We start from the raw sequence: 17,626 nt of genomic DNA, 5'->3' as shown, positions 1-17,626 counted from the left end.
CAAGCCTTCAGTGACCTGGGCGGTCTGGGACCGCCGGGGTCTACTCGTCGTCGCGTTGGGCGCGGACGACGGCGCTGAGTTCGACCCCGCCGGGCAGGACGTGCTGGAGTTCGGTGGTCAGCCGCTCGGCGACGCGGCGCAGCGACTCGTCGTCGCGCTCGTCCAGTTCCAGGCGGATGCCGATCTCTCCGCGCTCGGAGGGGTGGATGCGCACGCGTTCGATCCCGAACTCGGCGTGGGTCACCCGGTAGATGAGCGCCAGGACCTGTGGGTCGTCCTTGGGTTCGGGGACGGTTCCCTGCTCGGCGAGCATGGTGAGGAAGCGGCCCTGGATGCTGTGCGGGACCGGCCCGGAGACGTCGATGACCAGGGCGTCGGCGTTCTCTTCCAAGGTGGCCTGGCAGGCGTCCTGTGTGGTGAAGGGCACCGGCCGGGCGTCCGGGCGCCAGCGGCGGACCGCGTCCACGGAGGTGAAGGCGAGGACTCCCCGACGACCGTCCTTGCCGGTCATGATGGGGATGGCCACCTCGCTGTTCTTGTCCTTGGTGAGTCCGCCCACGCCTTCCTCGGTCTCGGTGGCCACGGCCACCACTGGGATGAGGACCCGGGACTCGCTGAGGGCGGCGAGGACCTGACGATCGCCGATCTTGCCCGCCGCGTGGTCACGCAGGCGAGCTTCGACTTCCGGGTCGGCGCTGCCGTCGTCGTCACGGAAGTTCTGGGCGCCGGTGATCGATGGTCTACTCACAGGCTCCGACTCTACCTGGGATGCGTATCCGTTTCGGGATCGCTTCTCGGACAGAACCATGTGGCTGTTCCCCTCCTCAGGCCGCGCCCGGCCGCCGTCCTCCCCGGGAGGCGCGGTTGCCCCGCGCCGTCCCCATGACCCAAGCTTCACAGGCGCTCGGCTTACGGGCCAGCGGTTTCGGGAAGAAGACGCCGAATGGCCTGAACCGGCCGAACCCCGAATCCCTGGCACAGGGCTGGATCCCGCATGGCGTTCCCTCGGGGATCGCCCTCGGAACACCGCGGGCACCGGGGACCCCAGGGACACCGGTTCGAGCAGAGGTGGAGAGAGGCACACGGGTCGGGGCTGTGCAGACCTGGGCCAAAGCCGGGAACCGGACCTGGAGCAGGTGGGCCCGGGCTGCGGGTTAGTGCGCGGACGCCCGGGAGCTCACTGCACCGGACCTCTCAGTTCAGAGTTGTTCGGTCTCTCCTTGCTTCCCTGCCGCCTCCCCTACCCCGGTACCGGATCCCCCTGGTCCGGGTGATCGCCGCTGAGTGTGTCGACGATCTTCCGAAGCTGGTCGACCTGTTCCCGGGACAGGCGGTCGAACATCAGGGAGCGCACCCGGGCCGCGTGTTCCGGGGCGGCCCGCCCCAGGGTGTCGGCGCCCTTGTCGGTGAGGATCGCCCAGAACCCGCGCCGGTCGTCCTCGCAGTTCTCCCTGCGCACGTTCCCGTCGCGTTCGAGGCGGGCGATCTGGTGGGACAGGCGGCTCTTGGAGACGATGACGGTCTCGGCGAGGTTGCGCATGCGCATGCGCTGCCCGGGGGCTTCGGAAAGGTGCGCGAGGATGCCGTACTCGATGAGAGAGAGCCCGTCGCGGGTGCGCAGATCGTGTTCGAGTTCGTCGTAGATCCAGGCGTTCATCCGGAGGAACCCGCGCCAGACGTCCTGTTCGTCGGGTTCGAGCCAGGCCTTTTCCATGGCCTGATTCTAGCGCCGGGAGCTCGTCCGCCCGGGCCCTTGCTTCCTCGGAATCCAACACATAGACTCCTTCCCGGGAAGATACTTCTAAGCTACTTTGTTTCCAGGCAGAGAATCTGGACAGAGAGTCGACCCGAACCGGGTCACCCACACACAGGGAGAGACACCAATGGCCGCTCAGGAACTCAAGCCCGGCACCTGGAAGATCGACGCCGCCCACAGCGTGGTCGGGTTCTCCGTCCGCCACATGATGGTGAGCAAGGTCCGCGGTCGTTTCGAGAAATTCGACGCCACGCTGACCGTGCCCGAGGACCCCACCAAGGCCTCCGTCGAAGCCACCATCGACGCCGGTTCCATCAACACGGACAACAGCGACCGTGACGGCCACATCCGGTCGGCGGACTTCTTCGAGACCGACAACCACCCCGAGTTCACCTTCCGCTCCACCGGCCTCGAGGCCAAGGGCGAGGACTTCGTCCTCAAGGGCGAGCTGACCATCAAGAAGAACACCCACCCGGTCGAGCTCTCCCTGGAGTTCAACGGCTCCACCGTCGACCCCTACGGTCTGGACCGCGCCGGGTTCGCCGCCTCCACCACCATCAGCCGCAAGAAGTTCGGCGTCGACATCGAGATGCCGATGGACGGCGGCGGCGTGGTCGTCGGCGACAAGATCACCATCGAGATCGACGCCGAATTCACCCGCGAGGCCTAGGCCGCAGCGGTACAACGTCCCGGCCCGGCTTCTCTGCCGCCGTCCGGCCGGGGCGCTTTCCGAGGACCTGGGGAGGACCTCGGGAAGGGACGGTGTCCGAGCGTGGCCGACCGGGGTAACGACCACCGCCCCGAGTTCTGACGGCGCCAGGTTTTAACGACACCCCGTCAGAAACTCGCTGAGGCCTCGGATATCGTCACGGGGGAGGGTCCACGCGACCCTCCCCCGTGACGTTTTTCCGAGCCCGAACCGTGCCGGGCACGCGTGCGCCACCGCCGAGCGTCACGCGACCGTGCGCCAGTAACCGCAGGAGAGCCCCACCGTGCAGCCGAACCCCTTCGCCCCCGAGGTCGTCACCGCCGTCACCGCCCACATGAACGGCGACCACCCCGAGGACACCCTGCTCATCTGCCGCGCCCTGGGCGGGCAGCCCGACGCCACCGCCGCCCGGATGACCGGCCTGGACGGCCAGGGCGGCGACTACGCGGTCACCGTGGACGGCACCGAACACCAGGTGCGCATCCCCTGGGCCGAGCCGCTGACCGAGCGCGCCCAGATCCGCGCAGAGGTCGTGCGCATGTACCAAGACGCCTGCGCCAAACTCGGGATCACCCCCCGCGGCCAGCACTGATCCCTCCCGTGCCCCGTGTTCGCGGCGGAGCAGCCACTGTCCGGCACCAATGCACGGAACCTGTGACGAAGAGTCACGAAAACCGGAACCCGGGCGGTCCCGGTGGAGTCCAAGCAGGTACGGGGGAAAGCGGTCCGCACGCCCGAACCGGGGTGGTCACACCACTCCGATCGGGCGCGCGCAAGACCTAGTCTGGAAGGGTCCGCCTTCCCACGGAATCCCCCCGGACATCCGCAACCGACCGCCTATCCGAAGGATGGCCCCGGCCTCGATGGTCACGCCAGACCCCGGTGACGAGAACGCACCGACCCAACGGATCGACCCCACTCCACCCACCACGCGCATCAATCCGGCGGTGGGTGCCACGCGCTGGGTCACGCGCGTGTTCCGACCGGGGGCATCCCCACCACCGGAGCCACACCCGGGGCCGGGAGGACCGCCCCAGCCTCAGCAGCCCCGCCCCGACGAGGCGCCCACCCGTATCGTCCCCCCGGGTTCCCCCGCCGGAGGCGGACACCCGAACGGAAGCGATCGCACCACCGTTCTGCCCGGTGACGCCGCCCGCCCCGGGAACGGCGCCGACGGCACCCGGGTCCAGCCGCCCGCCTCCCCCAGCGCCAGGCTGGACGCGAGCCGCCCCGCCCGCCGAACCGCCACCGGCGGTGCCGCCGGTCCCGGCGCGCCCGGTTCACCCGAGGGCCGCGCCCCCTGGTGGCGGATGCTCTTCGGCCCCCTGCTGGACTGGATGGCCCGCCTGCTCTCCCGCGTGGTCGTCGGCCCCGCGGGCGACCTCGACTACGCCGTGCCCGCCGAGCTCCGCCGCCGCTACCAGGTCCTGGACCACATCGGTGCGGGCGGCGAGGCCGTGGTCTACCTCGCCGAACCCACCGACTCCCCCGGGCGCCGCCTGGCCCTGAAGGTCTATCGGCCCGGCCACGACATCAACCGCGAGCTGCTGGACCGCCTGCGCGCGCGGGGCACCGCCTCGCCGTACACCCCCGCCATTCAGGGGTACGGGACCGCCACCAGCTCCTGGGGCGAGGACCTGGCCTGGGAGGCCCAGGAGTACTTCTCCCTGGGCACCCTGCGCGAGGTCATCAACCAGTCCCCCATGGACGACGAACGCGCGCGGGCCGTGGTCCGCGCCGTCGCCGACTGCCTGCACCACTGGCAGAGCGAACTCCAGCACAACCACACCGACGTCAAGCCGGAGAACCTGCTGGTCCGCTCCCTGGACCCGCCGGTGGTCGCGCTGACCGACTTCGGCGGCGCGGTGCGCGCCACCATGAGCCGGGTCTACGGCGGTCAGGCCATCACCGAGGACTACGCCGCCCCCGAGGTGATCGAGGGCCGCCGCGAGGCCCCCGCGTCCTGGTGGTCCCTGGGCGTCATGGTCCACGAGCTCACCACCGGCCGCCGCCCCGAGCGGGGCGGGAACTGGCTGACCGCCCGCAACACCGAGGTGGACATCTCGGCGATCACCGACGAGCGCTGGCGCCTGCTCGCCCGCGGGCTGCTCACCCTCGCGCCCTCCGCGCGTTGGGGGTACGACGAGGTCGCCGCCTGGCTGGCCGGTGATCGGCCGCCGATCCGCACGGCGAGCCGGCTGCGCCCGATCAACTTCGCCGGGGCCTTCCACGAGGACCCGCCCAGCCTCGCCTTCGACCTGCTCGACCGCTCCGACACCGGTGCGATGTGGCTGCGCAGCCACTGGTCGGAGCTGCGCACCTGGCTGGACCGGGAGGTCAACGACTACACCTTCGACCGCGCCTACCTGACCGGTCTGGATGCCCGGCCCGACCTCGCGCACGTGGCGATCAGCGCGCTGGCTGCCCGCTATGTGCCGGGTATGCCGCCGCGTTTTCGCGGTCACGAGATCAGCGCCGACGGTCTCCTGAGCCTGGCCACCGGTGAGGCCAGCCGCCACGCGGTGGTGCGCGAGGCCGTGGAGTCGGGCGTGGTCGGCCTGGGATCGCAGCACTGGTGCCCGCACCCCGGCTGCCGTTCGGGGGGTTCGGGGCGGTGCGTGCTGCTGGAGCGGGTCCAGCACGAGGTTCCGCTGCTGATGCGCCGGGTGGAGGAGACCCTGGACCGGGTGGTGGGTTCGGGGGCCGGAGGAACCGGGAACACGGACGCCCCTCAGCGCCCCGCGGCCCACGAGATGAACTCCGCCTGGGCCCGGGCCGTGGAGCTGGTGCTGGTCCCCGAGACCGCTTCCCAGCACCGGTCGCTGCTGCGCCGCCAGTCCTGGCACCCCAGCCAGCGCAGTGCCGCACCGAACGCGCCGTGGTGGCTAGAGCAGCGCAAGACCGCCCTGCGTGACGGCGGTGACCAGCTGGCCAGCCGCAGCGCGATGCTCACCGCCCTGCTATTGCTGCCCGAGGCCGACCGGGTCGGCGGCGCGATCGCCGAGCGGGAGCGGGCCGACGGCCGGGAGCGCCGCCGGGACCGTTGGGCGTCGCTGGCCGGTTCGGCGCGCGCACGCTGGGAGAGCACCCAGGAGAAGGTGGCCACGGCCAAGCAGCGGCGGGCGGAGGCCGCGACCACGCGCCCGGACCACCGGGCGGTTCCCGGAGGGCAGGTCGGGCCCGGCGGGCAGAGGGTGGCCGGTGACCCCACCCGCCCGCAGGAACCCGCCACCGCCAAGGAGAAGCGCAGGCAGGACAAGGCCGAACGCCGGGTCCAGAAGACCATGGGTCAGATCCAGCGCGCGATGAAGGCGGGCAAGTGCCGCCGCTTCGCCTACCCGGCCGCTCTGCTGGGCATGGTGGACGGTCTGGGCCGGGCGCTGCGTCCCGAGGAGGGTTTCTTCCCCGAGAGCGCTTTCGTGACCGACACCTACACGGGCCTGATCGACTTCAGCGGCAACCCGCTGGCGGACGGCGCCGCCGCGCTGACCGGGCTGCTGCCCGGCGGGATCGGCGCCTCCTGGTGGTTCCCGGTACTGCTGTCGGTGGCGCTGGTGGTGCTGGGGCGCACCGCGGCCAAGTCCACGGTCAAGGCCCGGCGCCGTCTGGGCGCCTTCCGCCTGGCGGTGGCGGGTTCGCTGCTGATGCTCGTGGTGCTGTTCTCCACGGGGCTGCTGGCGCTGGGGTCCGGTGTGCTCATCCCCTTGGACGGGCTGCTGGGCTGAGAGTTTTCAGCGGGCTCGTGAGGTGCCGGGCGCGCTATGATCTCCCGGTTCGGCGGCTTGCCGGACCGGGAGCGGCATGACGGGAAGGGTGAACAGGTGGGCGAGGTGTTCGAACTGCGCGCCGGTGAGTACGGAGCGCGCGTCGACCGGGTCGGAGCCGGACTGCAGGCGCTCACCTGGCGGGAACGGGACCTGGTCTGGCCGTACACCCGACCGGAGGGCCCGCTGGCCGGTCAGGGTCAGGTACTGGCTCCCTGGCCCAACCGGGTCGCCTCGGGCCGCTACACCTTCCAGGGCACCGAGTACCGGCTGGACGTCAATGATCCGGCCACCGGATCAGCCATTCACGGGCTGGTCGACGGCGTGGAGTGGACCCCGGTCGAGGAGTCCGAGGAGGCCGTGACCCTGCGGCTGGACTTCCCCGGCACCTCGGGGTACCCGTTCCCGTTGGAGCTGACCATCACCTACCGGCTGAGCGGTGCGGGGCTGACCGTCACCACCTCCGCACGCAACACCGGAACCTCGCACGCCCCCTTCGGGCTCGGCTTCCATCCTTACCTGACCCTCGGCACCCCGCTTCGAGACCTGGCCGAGCGCGGCGAGGCGCACGTGGAAGCCGGAATCGGCAGCTACCAGCCCACGGACTCCAGGATGATCCCCGAAGGTGACCCGGTACCGGTGGCCGGGGGTGGGTTCAACCTCCGCGCGCCGGGCCGTGCACTGGGCACGACGGTGCTGGACACCGCCTTCACCGATCTGGACCGGGACGGCGAGGACCGTGCCTGGGTTCGGCTGAGCGGTCCCGAGCACCGGGTGGCACTGTGGTCGGGGCCGGGCTTCTCCTGGCTCCAGCTGTTCAGCTCCGACACCCTCGGCGGTGAACTACACCGGGCCAACCTCGCGGTCGAACCCATGACCTGCCCGCCCGACGCCCTCAACAGCGGCAGGGACCTGATCGTGCTGGGCCCGGGCGAGAACGTCGAGCGGACCTTCGGGATCCTCGCCGAGCAGCTGGGCTGACCCGTCGGGCTCTCTAGGCGTTGTTCAGCAGCGCGCTGAGGCGGGTCAGGTCCTCTTCGGTGTCGATGTCCTCGGGACTGGCGATGTCGTCGCAGGCCACGGTGGTGAGCAGGTGGGAGTAGGCGCGCAGGAAGGGCCGTGCGCCGACGTCCCCCTCGGCCATGGAGTGGACCGTGGACCAGTGTTCGCGGCCCAGCAGAACCGGGTTGCGGGGGTTGCCGTTGTAGGTGGCCACCGCGGCGCGGGCGCCCTGTTCGTAGGCTTCCATCAGGCGGCGGACCGCCTCGGAGGTGACCAGCGGCTGGTCGACGAGGGCGAAGACGAGGGCGTCCACGCTGTCCGGCGCGGCGTCGATCCCGGCCCGTACCGAGGAACCCATGCCGGTGACCCAGTCCGGGTTGTGCACGGTGAGCGCTCCGGGAACGGTGGCGTGCGCCGCGCCCAGGACCACCAGGACGGGGGCGCAGCCGCCGTCGGCGAGGGTGCGTACCCCTCGGTCGACGAGGCGTTCACCGCCGAGTTCGACCAGGGCTTTGGGGCGGCCCAGTCTGCTGCCCGACCCCGCAGCCAGTAGCAGGCCCGCTATCAGTGTTCCCTTGTCCCCCGCGCTCATGACGCGATGATGTCACGGACGGGGTTCCCGAGTGGCCCGGCTGGACGAAAGAATCGGAACCCCATTCCAGGCGAAAGGCTCTGAACTGGAACTTTGACGCTGGATTTGTTTCGGTTCACTTCTCGGGCTGATCGAATCCGGCCGGAACCAGTTCACGGTGGATCCTGCCGCTGGTCTCGCGCAGGGCCCGGCCGCTGCCGCCCCATCGGCTCTGCACCAGCTCGGCCGCGATGGACACCGCCGTCTCCTCGGGAGTGCGTGCGCCCAGGTCGAGGCCGATCGGCGAGTGCAGGCGGCCCAGGGCCTCCTCCGCCACCCCCGCCTCACGGAGCCGGTCCAGCCGGTCCTCATGGGTGCGCCGGGAGCCCATCGCGCCGATGTACCCAGCCTCGGTGCTCAGGGCGCGCTTGAGGACGGGGACGTCGAACTTGGGGTCGTGAGTGAGCACGCAGATCGCCGTGCGCTGGTCGATCTCGTCCGCGATCTCGTCCAGGAACACGTGCGGCCACTTCACCACGACCTCCTCGGCCGTAGGAAAGCGCTTGGGGGTAGCGAAGACCGGGCGGGCGTCGCAGACTGTCACCCGGTAGCCCAGGTAAGTGCCGAGGTCGGCCACTGCGGCCGCGAAGTCGATGGCGCCGAACACCAGCATCCGGGGCGCCGGGGCAAAGGACTGGACGAACACCTCCAGCTCGTCGCCGCGGCGCTGGCCGTCCACACCGTAGTGCAGCAGGCCGGTGCTGCCCTGGGCAAGCATGCCGCGCACGTCGTCGTCCAGCGCGGCGGCCAGGCGCTCTCCGCCCTCGCCCAGGTCGCCCTCGGCGTGGCCGGGCCACACGATACGGCGGCGGCCCACACGGGAGGTGTCGGAGGGGTCGGAGACGATCGTGGCCACCGCCACCGGCTGGTGTTCGTCGATGGCACCGATCACCGCGCCCAACTGCGCGTAGGTCTCACGGTTGACCGGCTCGATGAACATGTGCAGGGTTCCGCCGCAGGTCAGGCCGACGCTGAAGGCGTCCTCGTCACTGACCCCGTAGGTGCGGCGGACCGGGACGCCGGTACGGATGGCCTCCAGGGCCTCCTCGTAGACCGCGCCCTCCACGCAACCGCCCGAGACACTGCCGGTAACCTCACCGGAGGAGCTCACCAGCATGGCCGCGCCCGCGTCGCGCGGGGCGCTCTTGTAGGTGTCGACGACCGTGGCCACGGCGAAGGTCTCCCCCGAGGCATACAGCTCGGACACGGACGCTCGGATATCACGCACTCGGCACCTCTTCCACGACTCCCGGAGGAGCTCTGGCCTCCGGTACCAACCTATGTGCCCAAGACAACACAGAAGAGCCCCCGTTCCTCCAGGAAACGAGGGCTCAATTCGGTTGCGTCTACGAACAGGGGAGGCAAAGCCCAGCGTCGGGCAGCCGGCTCAGGGAAGCTCGGGCTCCTCGCCCTCGCCGCGCGCCAGCATCGAACGGAACTCCGCCAGGTTGCGCTGGGCGAGCTCGCCGTCGGTGCTCTGGATGCCCATCACCGGCAGCGAAGTGCCGTCCGACAGGTCCAGGCACGGCCACGGCTCCCCAACCGGCATCCTGATGTCCAGGACCTCCGGCCAGGCCAGGTAGTGGGTGCGGATCCCGTTGATCACGACCACGTTCTTCTCGGTGGCGATCAGCCGGGGGCGGCCCAGCATGTGCAGCCCGCCAGCGATCACGAAACCGAACCCGACGGCCAGGATCCGGTCCAGCAGACGCCAGTCCGCGGGCAGGATCACGGCGAGCACCACGAAGGTCGCCACAATCAGCAGCGCCAGGCCGTAGGCCACCAGCCGTACCGCCCGGGGCCGCCACGTCATCGGCAGGACCGGCTTCTTCGACGCCTCGTCCACAGGTTGTTCCCTCGTCCGCACCAACTGCTCCGTCCCCACGCTCTCGGGCGTGACTCTCACCCGCTACCAGGGCGCGCGAACCGGAAGCCGGAAGGTGGTTGGTCAGCGGCGCAGCCCGCGCAGGGCCGCCGCCGTGTCCAGGGCGGCCAGCGCAGCCTCGGCGCCCTTGTTCTCGACGCTTCCCGGCAGGCCAGCGCGGTCACGCGCCTGTTCCAGGGTGTCACATGTGAGCACACCGTTGCCCACGGGGGTGGACTCGCGCAGGGCCACCTCGGTGAGCCCGTGCGTGACCGACTGGCACACGTAGTCGAAGTGCGGGGTACCGCCGCGGATGACCGCGCCCAGGGCGATCACCGCGTCGTGCTTGCGCGCCAGTTCCTGGGCGACCACCGGGATCTCCACCGCCCCGGCGACCTTCACCACGACGGGCTCACCCGCCCCCGAGGCCTTCACCACACTGAGCGCGTTGGCGAGCATCGGCTCGACGATGGCCTCATTCCAACGGGTGACGACGATGCCGACCGACATCCCCGAGGCGTCGACCTGCTGTTCGTCCGGACGTCCTGCGCCGCTCATGACCGGCCCTTCTTCGTGTGTGACGGGTGTTCGTGGTGGTAAAGATGTACGCCTGCTTGATGAGGCGTACACGGCTGTTGACTCGACTGACAGCTCGCCTACTTGGCGACGCCGGCCAGGTCGTGGCCCATACGGTCGCGCTTGGTCAGCAGGTAGGCGAGGTTGTCGTCGGTGACGAAGGTGGGCATGGCCACCCGCTCGGTCACCCGCACGCCGTGGCGCTCCAGGCCCTCGGTCTTGGCCGGGTTGTTGGACAGCAGTCGGACCGAGGACACACCCAGGTCGGTGAGGATCTGCGCGCCCGCACCGAACTCACGCGCGTCGGCCGGCAGGCCCAGGTTCAGGTTGGCGTCGACGGTGTCCGCGCCCTGGTCCTGGAGGCTGTAGGCGCGCAGCTTGTGCAGCAGACCGATCCCCCGGCCCTCGTGGCCGCCCATGTACACGATGACCCCGCGGCCCTCCTTGGCGATGTCGGCCATGGCCGCGTCGAGCTGGGCGCCGCAGTCGCAGCGGTAGGAGCCGAACGCGTCGCCGGTCAGGCATTCGGAGTGCAGGCGAGCCAGAACGTCGGTGCCGTCGGTCAGGTCACCGAAGACCAGCGCGACGTGCTCGGCGCCGTCGGCGGTGCCCTTGAAGCCGACCGCGCGCCACTCGCCGTGCTCGTTGGGCATGCGGGTCTCGATCATGCGGGTGACCAGTGCGGGGCTGGCCTCCTCCTCGGTGAGGGTCTGGCCGAGGGCTGCGCGGTAGGCGGCCAGCTGCTCGACCGACACCAGCTTGAGGCCGTGCTCGTCGGCGAACTCGCGCAGCTCGGGCAGGCGGGACATGGTGCCGTCGTCGTTGACCACCTCGGCGAGCACACCGGCGGGGCGCAGACCGGCCAGCCGGGCGAAGTCGACCGAGGCCTCGGTGTGGCCGCGGCGGGCCAGGACACCGCCCGGGCGGGCGCGCAGCGGCAGGATGTGACCGGGGCGCACGAAGTCCACGGGGCGGCTCTCAGCGGCGGAGAGCAGGCGGATGGTGTGCGCGCGGTCGGCGGCCGAGATGCCGGTGCTGACACCCGCACGGGCATCGACGGTGACCGTGTAGGCGGTGCGCAGGCTCTCCTCGTTGCGTGCGGTCATCAACGGCAGGTCGAGGCGGTCCAGGTCCTCGCCCTCCATGGGCACGCACACCACGCCGGAGGTGTAGCGGATCATGAACGCGAGCAGCTCGGGGGTGGCGAGCTCGGCGGCGAAGATGATGTCGCCCTCGTTCTCGCGGTCCTCGTCGTCCACGACCACGATGGCCTTGCCCGCGGCGAACTCGGCGATGGCGTCCTCGATCCGGTCGAGGACGACGGCCTGCTCGCTCTGCTCGGTGTCGGCGGCCGGGGTGGTGTCGGTGACGGTCATTCCCGCTCCTGAAGGTACGTCGTGGGTGATTCCGGGTGGGTGCTGCCGGGGTGGAGGCGCCGGCGGGGTGACGCTAGGCGCGGGTGCCGTCCTGCACGCGAGCCTGGCCCTGGCTGCGGGCCTGGGCGACCGCGGTGATGCGCTCCACGTACTTGGCGATGACGTCCACCTCGATGTTCACGGTGGCGCCGACCGCCAGGCCGCCCAGGGTGGTGGCCTCCAGGGTGGCCGGGATGAGGCTGACCTCGAAGTACTCGTCCTTGGCGCCGGGGGCGCTCACGGCGGAGACAGTGAGGCTGGTGCCGTCCACGGTGATGGAGCCCTTCTCCACCACGTACGGGGACAACTCCGGTGACATGCCGAAACGTAGAACGTCCCAGTTGTCACCGGGATTCCGGTTCAGGAGTGTGGCGGTGCCGTCGACGTGGCCCTGCACGATGTGACCACCCAGGCGGCTGTGGGCGGGCATCGCCCGTTCGAGGTTCACCGGGGAGCCGGGGACGAGGCCGCCGAGGGAGGAGCGGTCCAGGGACTCCTTCATCACGTCGGCGGTGAAGGTGTCCACCCCCCGGTCGACGACGGTCAGGCACACACCGTTGACGCTGATGGAGTCGCCGTGCGCGGCGTCAGAGCTGGCCAGGGGTCCGTGCACGGTGAGCAGTGCCGCTTCGCCGTTGGCCCCGGCCGGTTCGATGGAGATGACCTTGCCGAGTTCTTCCACGATTCCGGTGAACACGCCCTACATCCCTTCGCCTGGTACGGCTCCGGGGAAAAGGTGCGTGGAAAATCGGGTCCACGACAAGGACGACGCTGAAAGCCGACGCCAAGGGTTGGCACGGCTCAGATCCGCCCCAACGCGCACTGCCTCCCATCCGGACTTTAACCGTCGGTACCGGAATTCCACCGGTTCAACCGGTCGATGGACTCGACCGGGTCGCGGACTATCACCGCCGGTTCGGACTTTCACCGACCCCGGAGCACGCGTTTGACTGTTGTCTAAACGATCATGATCTTAACCCCTCAGTAGCCTGACCGCATAGCCGGTGTGACAGGGGTCATGTCTGATCTGCGCCCTTGAACCCGTCCCCGGTGGACTGCTCGGGGCTTTCACCAGGCGTGTCCTCAGACGCGGTCCGGTCGCTGTCCTCGGTCTCGGCGGGCTCCTCGGGGCGGGTGGCCAGGCCGCTGCGGACGAACATCTGCGGCGCACCGTAGGTCGCCCAGAAGGCCACGGCGCCGTAGACCGCGAAGGCCACCGGGGCCGTGGTGAAGCCGGTCAGGTCCCGGAAGAGGACCTGCTCCACCACCAGGATGAGCACCACCACGGAGATCCCGAGCGCGAAGCGGGCCACCCGCGCGGTGATCGTCCCCTCGGCGCTGTACCAGCCGCGCCGGTGCAACAGGGTGAAGCCCCAGATCCCGCCCAGGAGTGCGCCGCAGGTCGTGTAGAGCCCGGCGAGGGTGTGCCCGGCCGGGTCGGCCGGGGTGGCGCCGATCCACTCGGCGGCCGGGACCGCCCAGTCGCCGCGGAGTCCGAACTGCCAGGCGGTGGCCGCCAGGCAGGGCACCAGCGCGAAGGCCAGCAGGTAGGACACCCAGCGCACCGTGTCCAGGGAGCACCACCAGGCCAGCACGCGGTCCTCGTAGCGCAGGACCGCCCACAGGATCGCCCCGCCGAGCAGAAGGCCGACCACCACGTCACTGAAGAAGTGCACGCCCAGGTAGATCCGGGAGAAGGCCACCAGGGCGATCACGGCGACGGCGGCCCAGAGCAGCGATCGGCGACCGGACCTGGCCGCCAGATATCCGTAGGTCACCACGGCGGCCTGACTGTGCCCCGAGGGCATCCCGAAGCCGCTGTGGTGGCTGTAGCCGGTGACCTGGGCGTCGAACCAGTAGGGCCGGGGCCCGTAGGAGACTGATTTGAACAGGTTGTTCACCACTGCCGAAGCGATGACCGCCACGAACAGCCGGGCCCCGAGCCCGGCGTGCACGCTCCAGAAGACGGCGGCGAGCAGGACGATGATGACGCCCTGGGAGCCCAGGAAGGTGACGGCCTCCAGGGGGTAGGCCAGCCAGTCGCCCCCGCCCTGCAGCCAGCGGATCGCTGAGCTCTCCGCCTCCCAAAGGGCGTCCATGGCCAGATATGCGGCGTTCCCAGCGTTCCCAGCGTTCACGCGTACTCCACAGGTCCGCGCCTGGCTACGCGCTCACGCCGCGCCGCTCCCCCGGACACCGGCACCTGTGGCGCGTGCAGGGGAAGACGGAGCCGCGACCAAGCGAAAAATCAACGACTACCGCGGGCAGCTTAGAGCGATCGGGGCCTCTGTGACCAGGCCCACACGTGCGCCGCGCCGGGATCGTTATCCGCGGGGCGGCGTCCGCGCCGGCACACGGGTCAGGCCAGCTTGCTGACCTGCTGGGCCTGGGCGCGCAGGGACTCGATCGCCTTGTCCGGGTCCTGGGCTCCGTAGACGGCGGAACCGGCGACGAAGACGTCCGCCCCGGCCTCGGCGGCGCGCTCGATGGTCTCGTCGCTGACCCCGCCGTCCACCTGGAGCCAGACCGCGGCGCCCCGGTTGTCCAGGAGCTGGCGGGCCTTGCGGATCTTGGGCAGGACGAGGTCCAGGAACTTCTGGCCGCCGAAGCCGGGCTCGACGGTCATGAGTAGGAGCATGTCCATCTCGCCGATGAGGTCCTCGTAGGGCTCAACCGGCTCGGCGGGATTGAGGGCCAGCCCGGCGCGGGCACCGTGCCTGCGGATCTCGCGCAGGGTGCGCACGGGGGCGCTGGCGGCCCTGGCGTGGATGGTGACGCTGCCCGCGCCCGCCTCGGCGTAGGCGGGGGCCCAGCGGTCGGGGTCCTCGATCATCAGGTGGCAGTCCAGCGGCGTGGGGGTCGCCTTCAGGAGGGACTCCACGATGGGCAGGCCCAGGGTGAGGTTGGGGACGAAGTGTCCGTCCATGACGTCGACGTGCAGCCAGTCCGCGCCGGGCACAGCGGCGGCTTCGTCGGCGAGGCGCGCGAAATCGGCGCTGAGGATGCTGGGAGAGATCTGAATTGCCACGTCAGCAGTGTATCCAGCTCCCTGTTGGGCAGGTGTGCCACGGGTCGCGTTTGACGATGACGGGCTGATTTTCCACATCTTCGCCTTGACGACGTAGATTAACATTTGTCCGAATCGCCCCTGGGTGGGACAGGTTCGGGACAGCTGGCGTCGCGCTGTCACGACCGGGAGCACAGGACTCCCGGCCTCGACGGGCATGCCCGGGCGCCTCGCGCTGTACCGGAGCTACCTGTACCTGATCATGCTGGTCGAGGCGGCCCCGCGGCTACACGGGCCCCGAACACGAGCGGCGGGCACAGTACGTGAGCCGGGAACTGACCAAGGCCCTGTCGGAGTTGGCAGAGCTGTCCGACAGGGCCTGATCCGACTCGGTTACCCCTGCTCTTGTTCGCCCTTACTCCGGCTTCTTGCGGAACAGGGCGAGGAACATGGCGTCCGTGCCGTGCACGTGCGGCCAGAACTGGACGTACCTGCCCTCCGGACCGGCGGCGAGGTCGGGGACCTCGTCGAGGTAGTCGGGGGCGCGCAGGAGTTCGAGGTCCTCGCGCTCGTCCAGGACCTTCCGCACGATCACGTCGGTCTCGTCCAGGTGCGGCGAGCAGGTCACGTAGGCGACCACGCCACCGGGGCGCGCCGCCTCGACCGCGTTGGTGAGCAGTTCGTGCTGGAGCGGGGCGAGCGCGGTGACGTTCTCCGGGCCGCGACGCCAGCGGGACTCGGGGCGGCGGCGCAGGGCGCCCAGGCCCGTGCACGGTACGTCCGCCAGAACCCGGTCGAAGGAACCCGGCTTCCAGGCGGGCCTGGTGCCGTCCGCGGCGATGGCGCGCCCGGCGTCGCGAGGTGCGCGGCGCACGGCGCCCGCGACCAGGCCCGCGCGGGTCGGCTGGAGTTCGGCCGCGACCAGGCGGGCCTCACCCTGACCGGCGAGGGAGGCCAGCAGACCGGCCTTGCCGCCGGGGCCGGCGCACATGTCCAGCCAGAGACCGTCAGTGCCGTGGGCGTCCACCCGGGTCAGCGCCAGGGCGACGAGCTGGCTGGCCTCGTCCTGGACGGCGGCCCGGTTCTGGCGAACCTCGCGGATCGCACCCGGGTCGCCCTCGGGCAGGTAGGCGGCGAAGGGCGAGTAGCGGCCGGGGATCGCCCCGGACTCCTCGAGGTCGGCGACCTTGGCGCGGCCCGGCTTGGCCACCAGGGTGACCTTGGGGCGGTCGTTGTGCGCGATCAGCAGCTGCTCGGTTCGAACCAGGCCGTCCTTGGCGCGCTCGCCCAGGGCGCGGGCCAGTTCCTTGACCACCCAGCGCGGGTGGCTCTGGACCACGGACAGGTAACCGCTGGGGTCGCGCTCACGGTCGGGCGCGATGACATCGATCCACGCGTCCAGGTCGCGGGCGCTAACCTTGCGCAGGATCGCGTTGACGAACTTGCCGCGGTGCTGGCCCACCACCCGGCGGGCCAGGTCCACGGTCTCGCTGACCGCGGCGTGCGGCGGGATGTTCGTGGACAGCAACTGGTGGGAGCCCATCCGCAGCAGCGGCAGCACCTCGGCGTCCACCGAGGACAGCGAGCGGTCGACGCAGGTCTCCAGGATCGCATCGTAGGTGCCTTGCCAGCGCAGGGTCCCGTAAGTGAGCTCGGTGGCCAGCGCCGCATCCCGGCCGTACATACCGCGCTCGTTGAGCAGGGAGGGCAGGAGCAGGTTCGCGTAGGCGTCGCGCTGTTCCACCGCGCGCAACACGTCATAGGCGACCCGGCGGGCGGGGTCGCGGGGCTGGGGCGGCCCGGACCGCTGGCCACCGCCCTGCCTGGGCTTGCCGCCCTTACGGGGACGCTGGTGCTGGGACCGGGACTGCTCGCTCAACGTGTGCTCTGCCTCAACAAGCCGGGGACGGGTTCTGGCGCGCGCTCACGCACGCCAGAACCGAGAGTACGGCAGCTCAGCGGCCCAGTCGGTCAACTTCGGTGGGACGCACGCCACGCGCCCAGTCCACAGCGGCCATGGCCTTCTTGCCCTGCGGCTGAACCTCGCCGAGCTCGACGGGGTGAGTGCTGGTGCCGACGATGACGCGCTTCTTGTCCACGTGCAGCTCACCGGGTTCGAGATCGGGCCGGTCCGCGTCGGTGACCGGGCGGACCGGGCCGACTTTCAGGCGCATACCGCGGAAGGTGGTCCAGGCGCCGGGCGCGGGCGTGCAGGCGCGAGCCACCCGGTCCACGCGCTGGGCGGGCGCGGTGAAATCGAGTTCGGCGTCCAGGGTGGTGAGCTTGCCCGCGTAGGAGACGTCGGCGTCCGGCTGCGGGACCGGGCTGAGCTCCCCGGAGGCGATGCCATCGACGGTGCGGACCAGGAGGCCCGCCCCGGACACCGAGAGGCGTTCGAGGAGTTCACCGCTGGTGTCGGTGGGGCGGACCGTCTCGGCGAGGGTGCCGTAGACCGGGCCGGCGTCGAGCTCCTTGACGATGCGGAAGGTGGCGGCGCCGGTGACGTCGTCGCCGTGCAGGACGGCGTGCTGGACCGGGGCGGCGCCGCGCCAGGCGGGCAGCAGCGAGAAGTGCAGGTTGACCCAGCCGTGCTTGGGGATGTCCAGCGCGGACTGGGGCAGCAGGGCGCCGTAGGCGACCACCGGGCAGCAGTCGGGGGCGATCTCGGCGAGGCGCGCCAGGAACTCGGGATCACCGGCCTTGGCGGGCTTGAGGACCTCGATGCCCTGGCTCTCGGCGAGTTCGCCGACCGGGCTAGCGGAGACCTTGCGGCCGCGCCCGGAGCGCGCGTCGGGCCGGGTGACCACCGCTGCGACCTCGTGCTCGGAGTCGATCAGTGCCCGGAGCGAGGGCACCGCCACCTCTGGTGTTCCGGCAAAGACAAGCTTCATTTCGGGTCCCC

At 70.7% G+C, this 17,626-nt stretch carries 16 protein-coding genes and 1 riboswitch; of the genes, 4 read left to right on the top strand and 12 right to left on the bottom strand.

Going from position 1 to position 17,626, the window contains the following annotated elements; translation table 11 throughout:
- Positions 1 to 40: 40 nt before the first annotated feature.
- Positions 41 to 748 (bottom strand): SseB family protein, encoded by a 708-nt coding sequence (locus tag D457_RS0106105; RefSeq protein ID WP_017579760.1) that lies wholly within the window; start codon positions 746 to 748, stop codon positions 41 to 43.
- Positions 749 to 1,240: 492 nt separating this feature from the next.
- Positions 1,241 to 1,714: a MarR family winged helix-turn-helix transcriptional regulator gene (locus tag D457_RS0106100; RefSeq protein WP_017579759.1), complete on the bottom strand. Its 474-nt coding sequence runs from the start codon at positions 1,712 to 1,714 to the stop codon at positions 1,241 to 1,243.
- A gap of 169 nt (positions 1,715 to 1,883) precedes the next feature.
- Between D457_RS0106100 and D457_RS0106095 the strand changes: the two genes are divergently transcribed.
- From D457_RS0106095 to D457_RS0106080, 4 genes are all read left to right on the top strand, one after another.
- The gene (locus D457_RS0106095; protein ID WP_017579758.1) at positions 1,884 to 2,426 is read left to right on the top strand and encodes a YceI family protein; all 543 of its coding nucleotides are present in this window, start codon (positions 1,884 to 1,886) and stop codon (positions 2,424 to 2,426) included.
- Positions 2,427 to 2,799: 373 nt separating this feature from the next.
- Positions 2,800 to 3,057 carry a DUF2470 domain-containing protein gene (locus D457_RS0106090; protein WP_394297032.1) on the top strand — a complete coding sequence of 86 codons (258 nt, stop codon included), beginning with the start codon at positions 2,800 to 2,802 and terminating at the stop codon, positions 3,055 to 3,057.
- 271 nt (positions 3,058 to 3,328) lie between these two features.
- Complete coding sequence (locus D457_RS0106085; RefSeq protein WP_026116385.1) at positions 3,329 to 6,190, top strand: protein kinase domain-containing protein; 2,862 nt, start codon at positions 3,329 to 3,331, stop codon at positions 6,188 to 6,190.
- A gap of 36 nt (positions 6,191 to 6,226) precedes the next feature.
- A complete protein-coding gene (locus D457_RS0106080) occupies positions 6,227 to 7,210 on the top strand; it encodes an aldose 1-epimerase family protein (RefSeq protein ID WP_017579756.1) in 984 nt (327 codons plus the stop codon).
- Positions 7,211 to 7,223: 13 nt separating this feature from the next.
- Here the strand turns inward: D457_RS0106080 and D457_RS0106075 are convergent, their stop codons facing one another.
- The 10 genes from D457_RS0106075 to fmt all read right to left on the bottom strand — a co-directional run bounded on the left by D457_RS0106075 (position 7,224) and on the right by fmt (position 17,615).
- Positions 7,224 to 7,796, bottom strand: a complete 573-nt coding sequence (locus D457_RS0106075; protein WP_239646030.1) for a nucleotidyltransferase family protein — start codon at positions 7,794 to 7,796, stop codon at positions 7,224 to 7,226.
- A gap of 142 nt (positions 7,797 to 7,938) precedes the next feature.
- Positions 7,939 to 9,090, bottom strand: coding sequence for an XdhC family protein (locus tag D457_RS0106070; RefSeq protein WP_026116383.1), 1,152 nt, complete (start codon positions 9,088 to 9,090; stop codon positions 7,939 to 7,941).
- A gap of 159 nt (positions 9,091 to 9,249) precedes the next feature.
- The gene (locus D457_RS0106065) at positions 9,250 to 9,708 is read right to left on the bottom strand and encodes a PH domain-containing protein (protein ID WP_017579753.1); all 459 of its coding nucleotides are present in this window, start codon (positions 9,706 to 9,708) and stop codon (positions 9,250 to 9,252) included.
- 102 nt (positions 9,709 to 9,810) lie between these two features.
- Positions 9,811 to 10,284, bottom strand: coding sequence for a 6,7-dimethyl-8-ribityllumazine synthase (gene ribH / locus D457_RS0106060; RefSeq protein ID WP_017579752.1), 474 nt, complete (start codon positions 10,282 to 10,284; stop codon positions 9,811 to 9,813).
- Positions 10,285 to 10,382: 98 nt separating this feature from the next.
- The gene (locus tag D457_RS0106055; protein ID WP_017579751.1) at positions 10,383 to 11,678 is read right to left on the bottom strand and encodes a bifunctional 3,4-dihydroxy-2-butanone-4-phosphate synthase/GTP cyclohydrolase II; all 1,296 of its coding nucleotides are present in this window, start codon (positions 11,676 to 11,678) and stop codon (positions 10,383 to 10,385) included.
- Positions 11,679 to 11,751: 73 nt separating this feature from the next.
- Positions 11,752 to 12,414, bottom strand: coding sequence for a riboflavin synthase (locus D457_RS0106050; protein ID WP_017579750.1), 663 nt, complete (start codon positions 12,412 to 12,414; stop codon positions 11,752 to 11,754).
- Positions 12,415 to 12,532: 118 nt separating this feature from the next.
- A riboswitch (FMN riboswitch) is annotated at positions 12,533 to 12,663 on the bottom strand.
- 70 nt (positions 12,664 to 12,733) lie between these two features.
- Complete coding sequence (locus D457_RS31965) at positions 12,734 to 13,816, bottom strand: phosphatase PAP2 family protein (protein WP_017579749.1); 1,083 nt, start codon at positions 13,814 to 13,816, stop codon at positions 12,734 to 12,736.
- Between the two features lie 260 nt (positions 13,817 to 14,076).
- Positions 14,077 to 14,745 carry a ribulose-phosphate 3-epimerase gene (rpe, locus tag D457_RS0106040; RefSeq protein ID WP_017579748.1) on the bottom strand — a complete coding sequence of 223 codons (669 nt, stop codon included), beginning with the start codon at positions 14,743 to 14,745 and terminating at the stop codon, positions 14,077 to 14,079.
- A gap of 394 nt (positions 14,746 to 15,139) precedes the next feature.
- Positions 15,140 to 16,603: an RsmB/NOP family class I SAM-dependent RNA methyltransferase gene (locus D457_RS0106035; RefSeq protein ID WP_017579747.1), complete on the bottom strand. Its 1,464-nt coding sequence runs from the start codon at positions 16,601 to 16,603 to the stop codon at positions 15,140 to 15,142.
- 76 nt (positions 16,604 to 16,679) lie between these two features.
- Positions 16,680 to 17,615 carry a methionyl-tRNA formyltransferase gene (gene fmt / locus D457_RS0106030; RefSeq protein ID WP_026116382.1) on the bottom strand — a complete coding sequence of 312 codons (936 nt, stop codon included), beginning with the start codon at positions 17,613 to 17,615 and terminating at the stop codon, positions 16,680 to 16,682.
- Positions 17,616 to 17,626 lie beyond the last annotated feature (11 nt).

Origin of the sequence: Nocardiopsis valliformis DSM 45023, assembly GCF_000340985.1 — a bacterium.
GTDB lineage: Bacteria > Actinomycetota > Actinomycetes > Streptosporangiales > Streptosporangiaceae > Nocardiopsis > Nocardiopsis exhalans.
The sequence above is the reverse complement of the archived record's forward strand: the minus strand, read 5'-3'. Positions and strand labels throughout refer to the sequence as shown.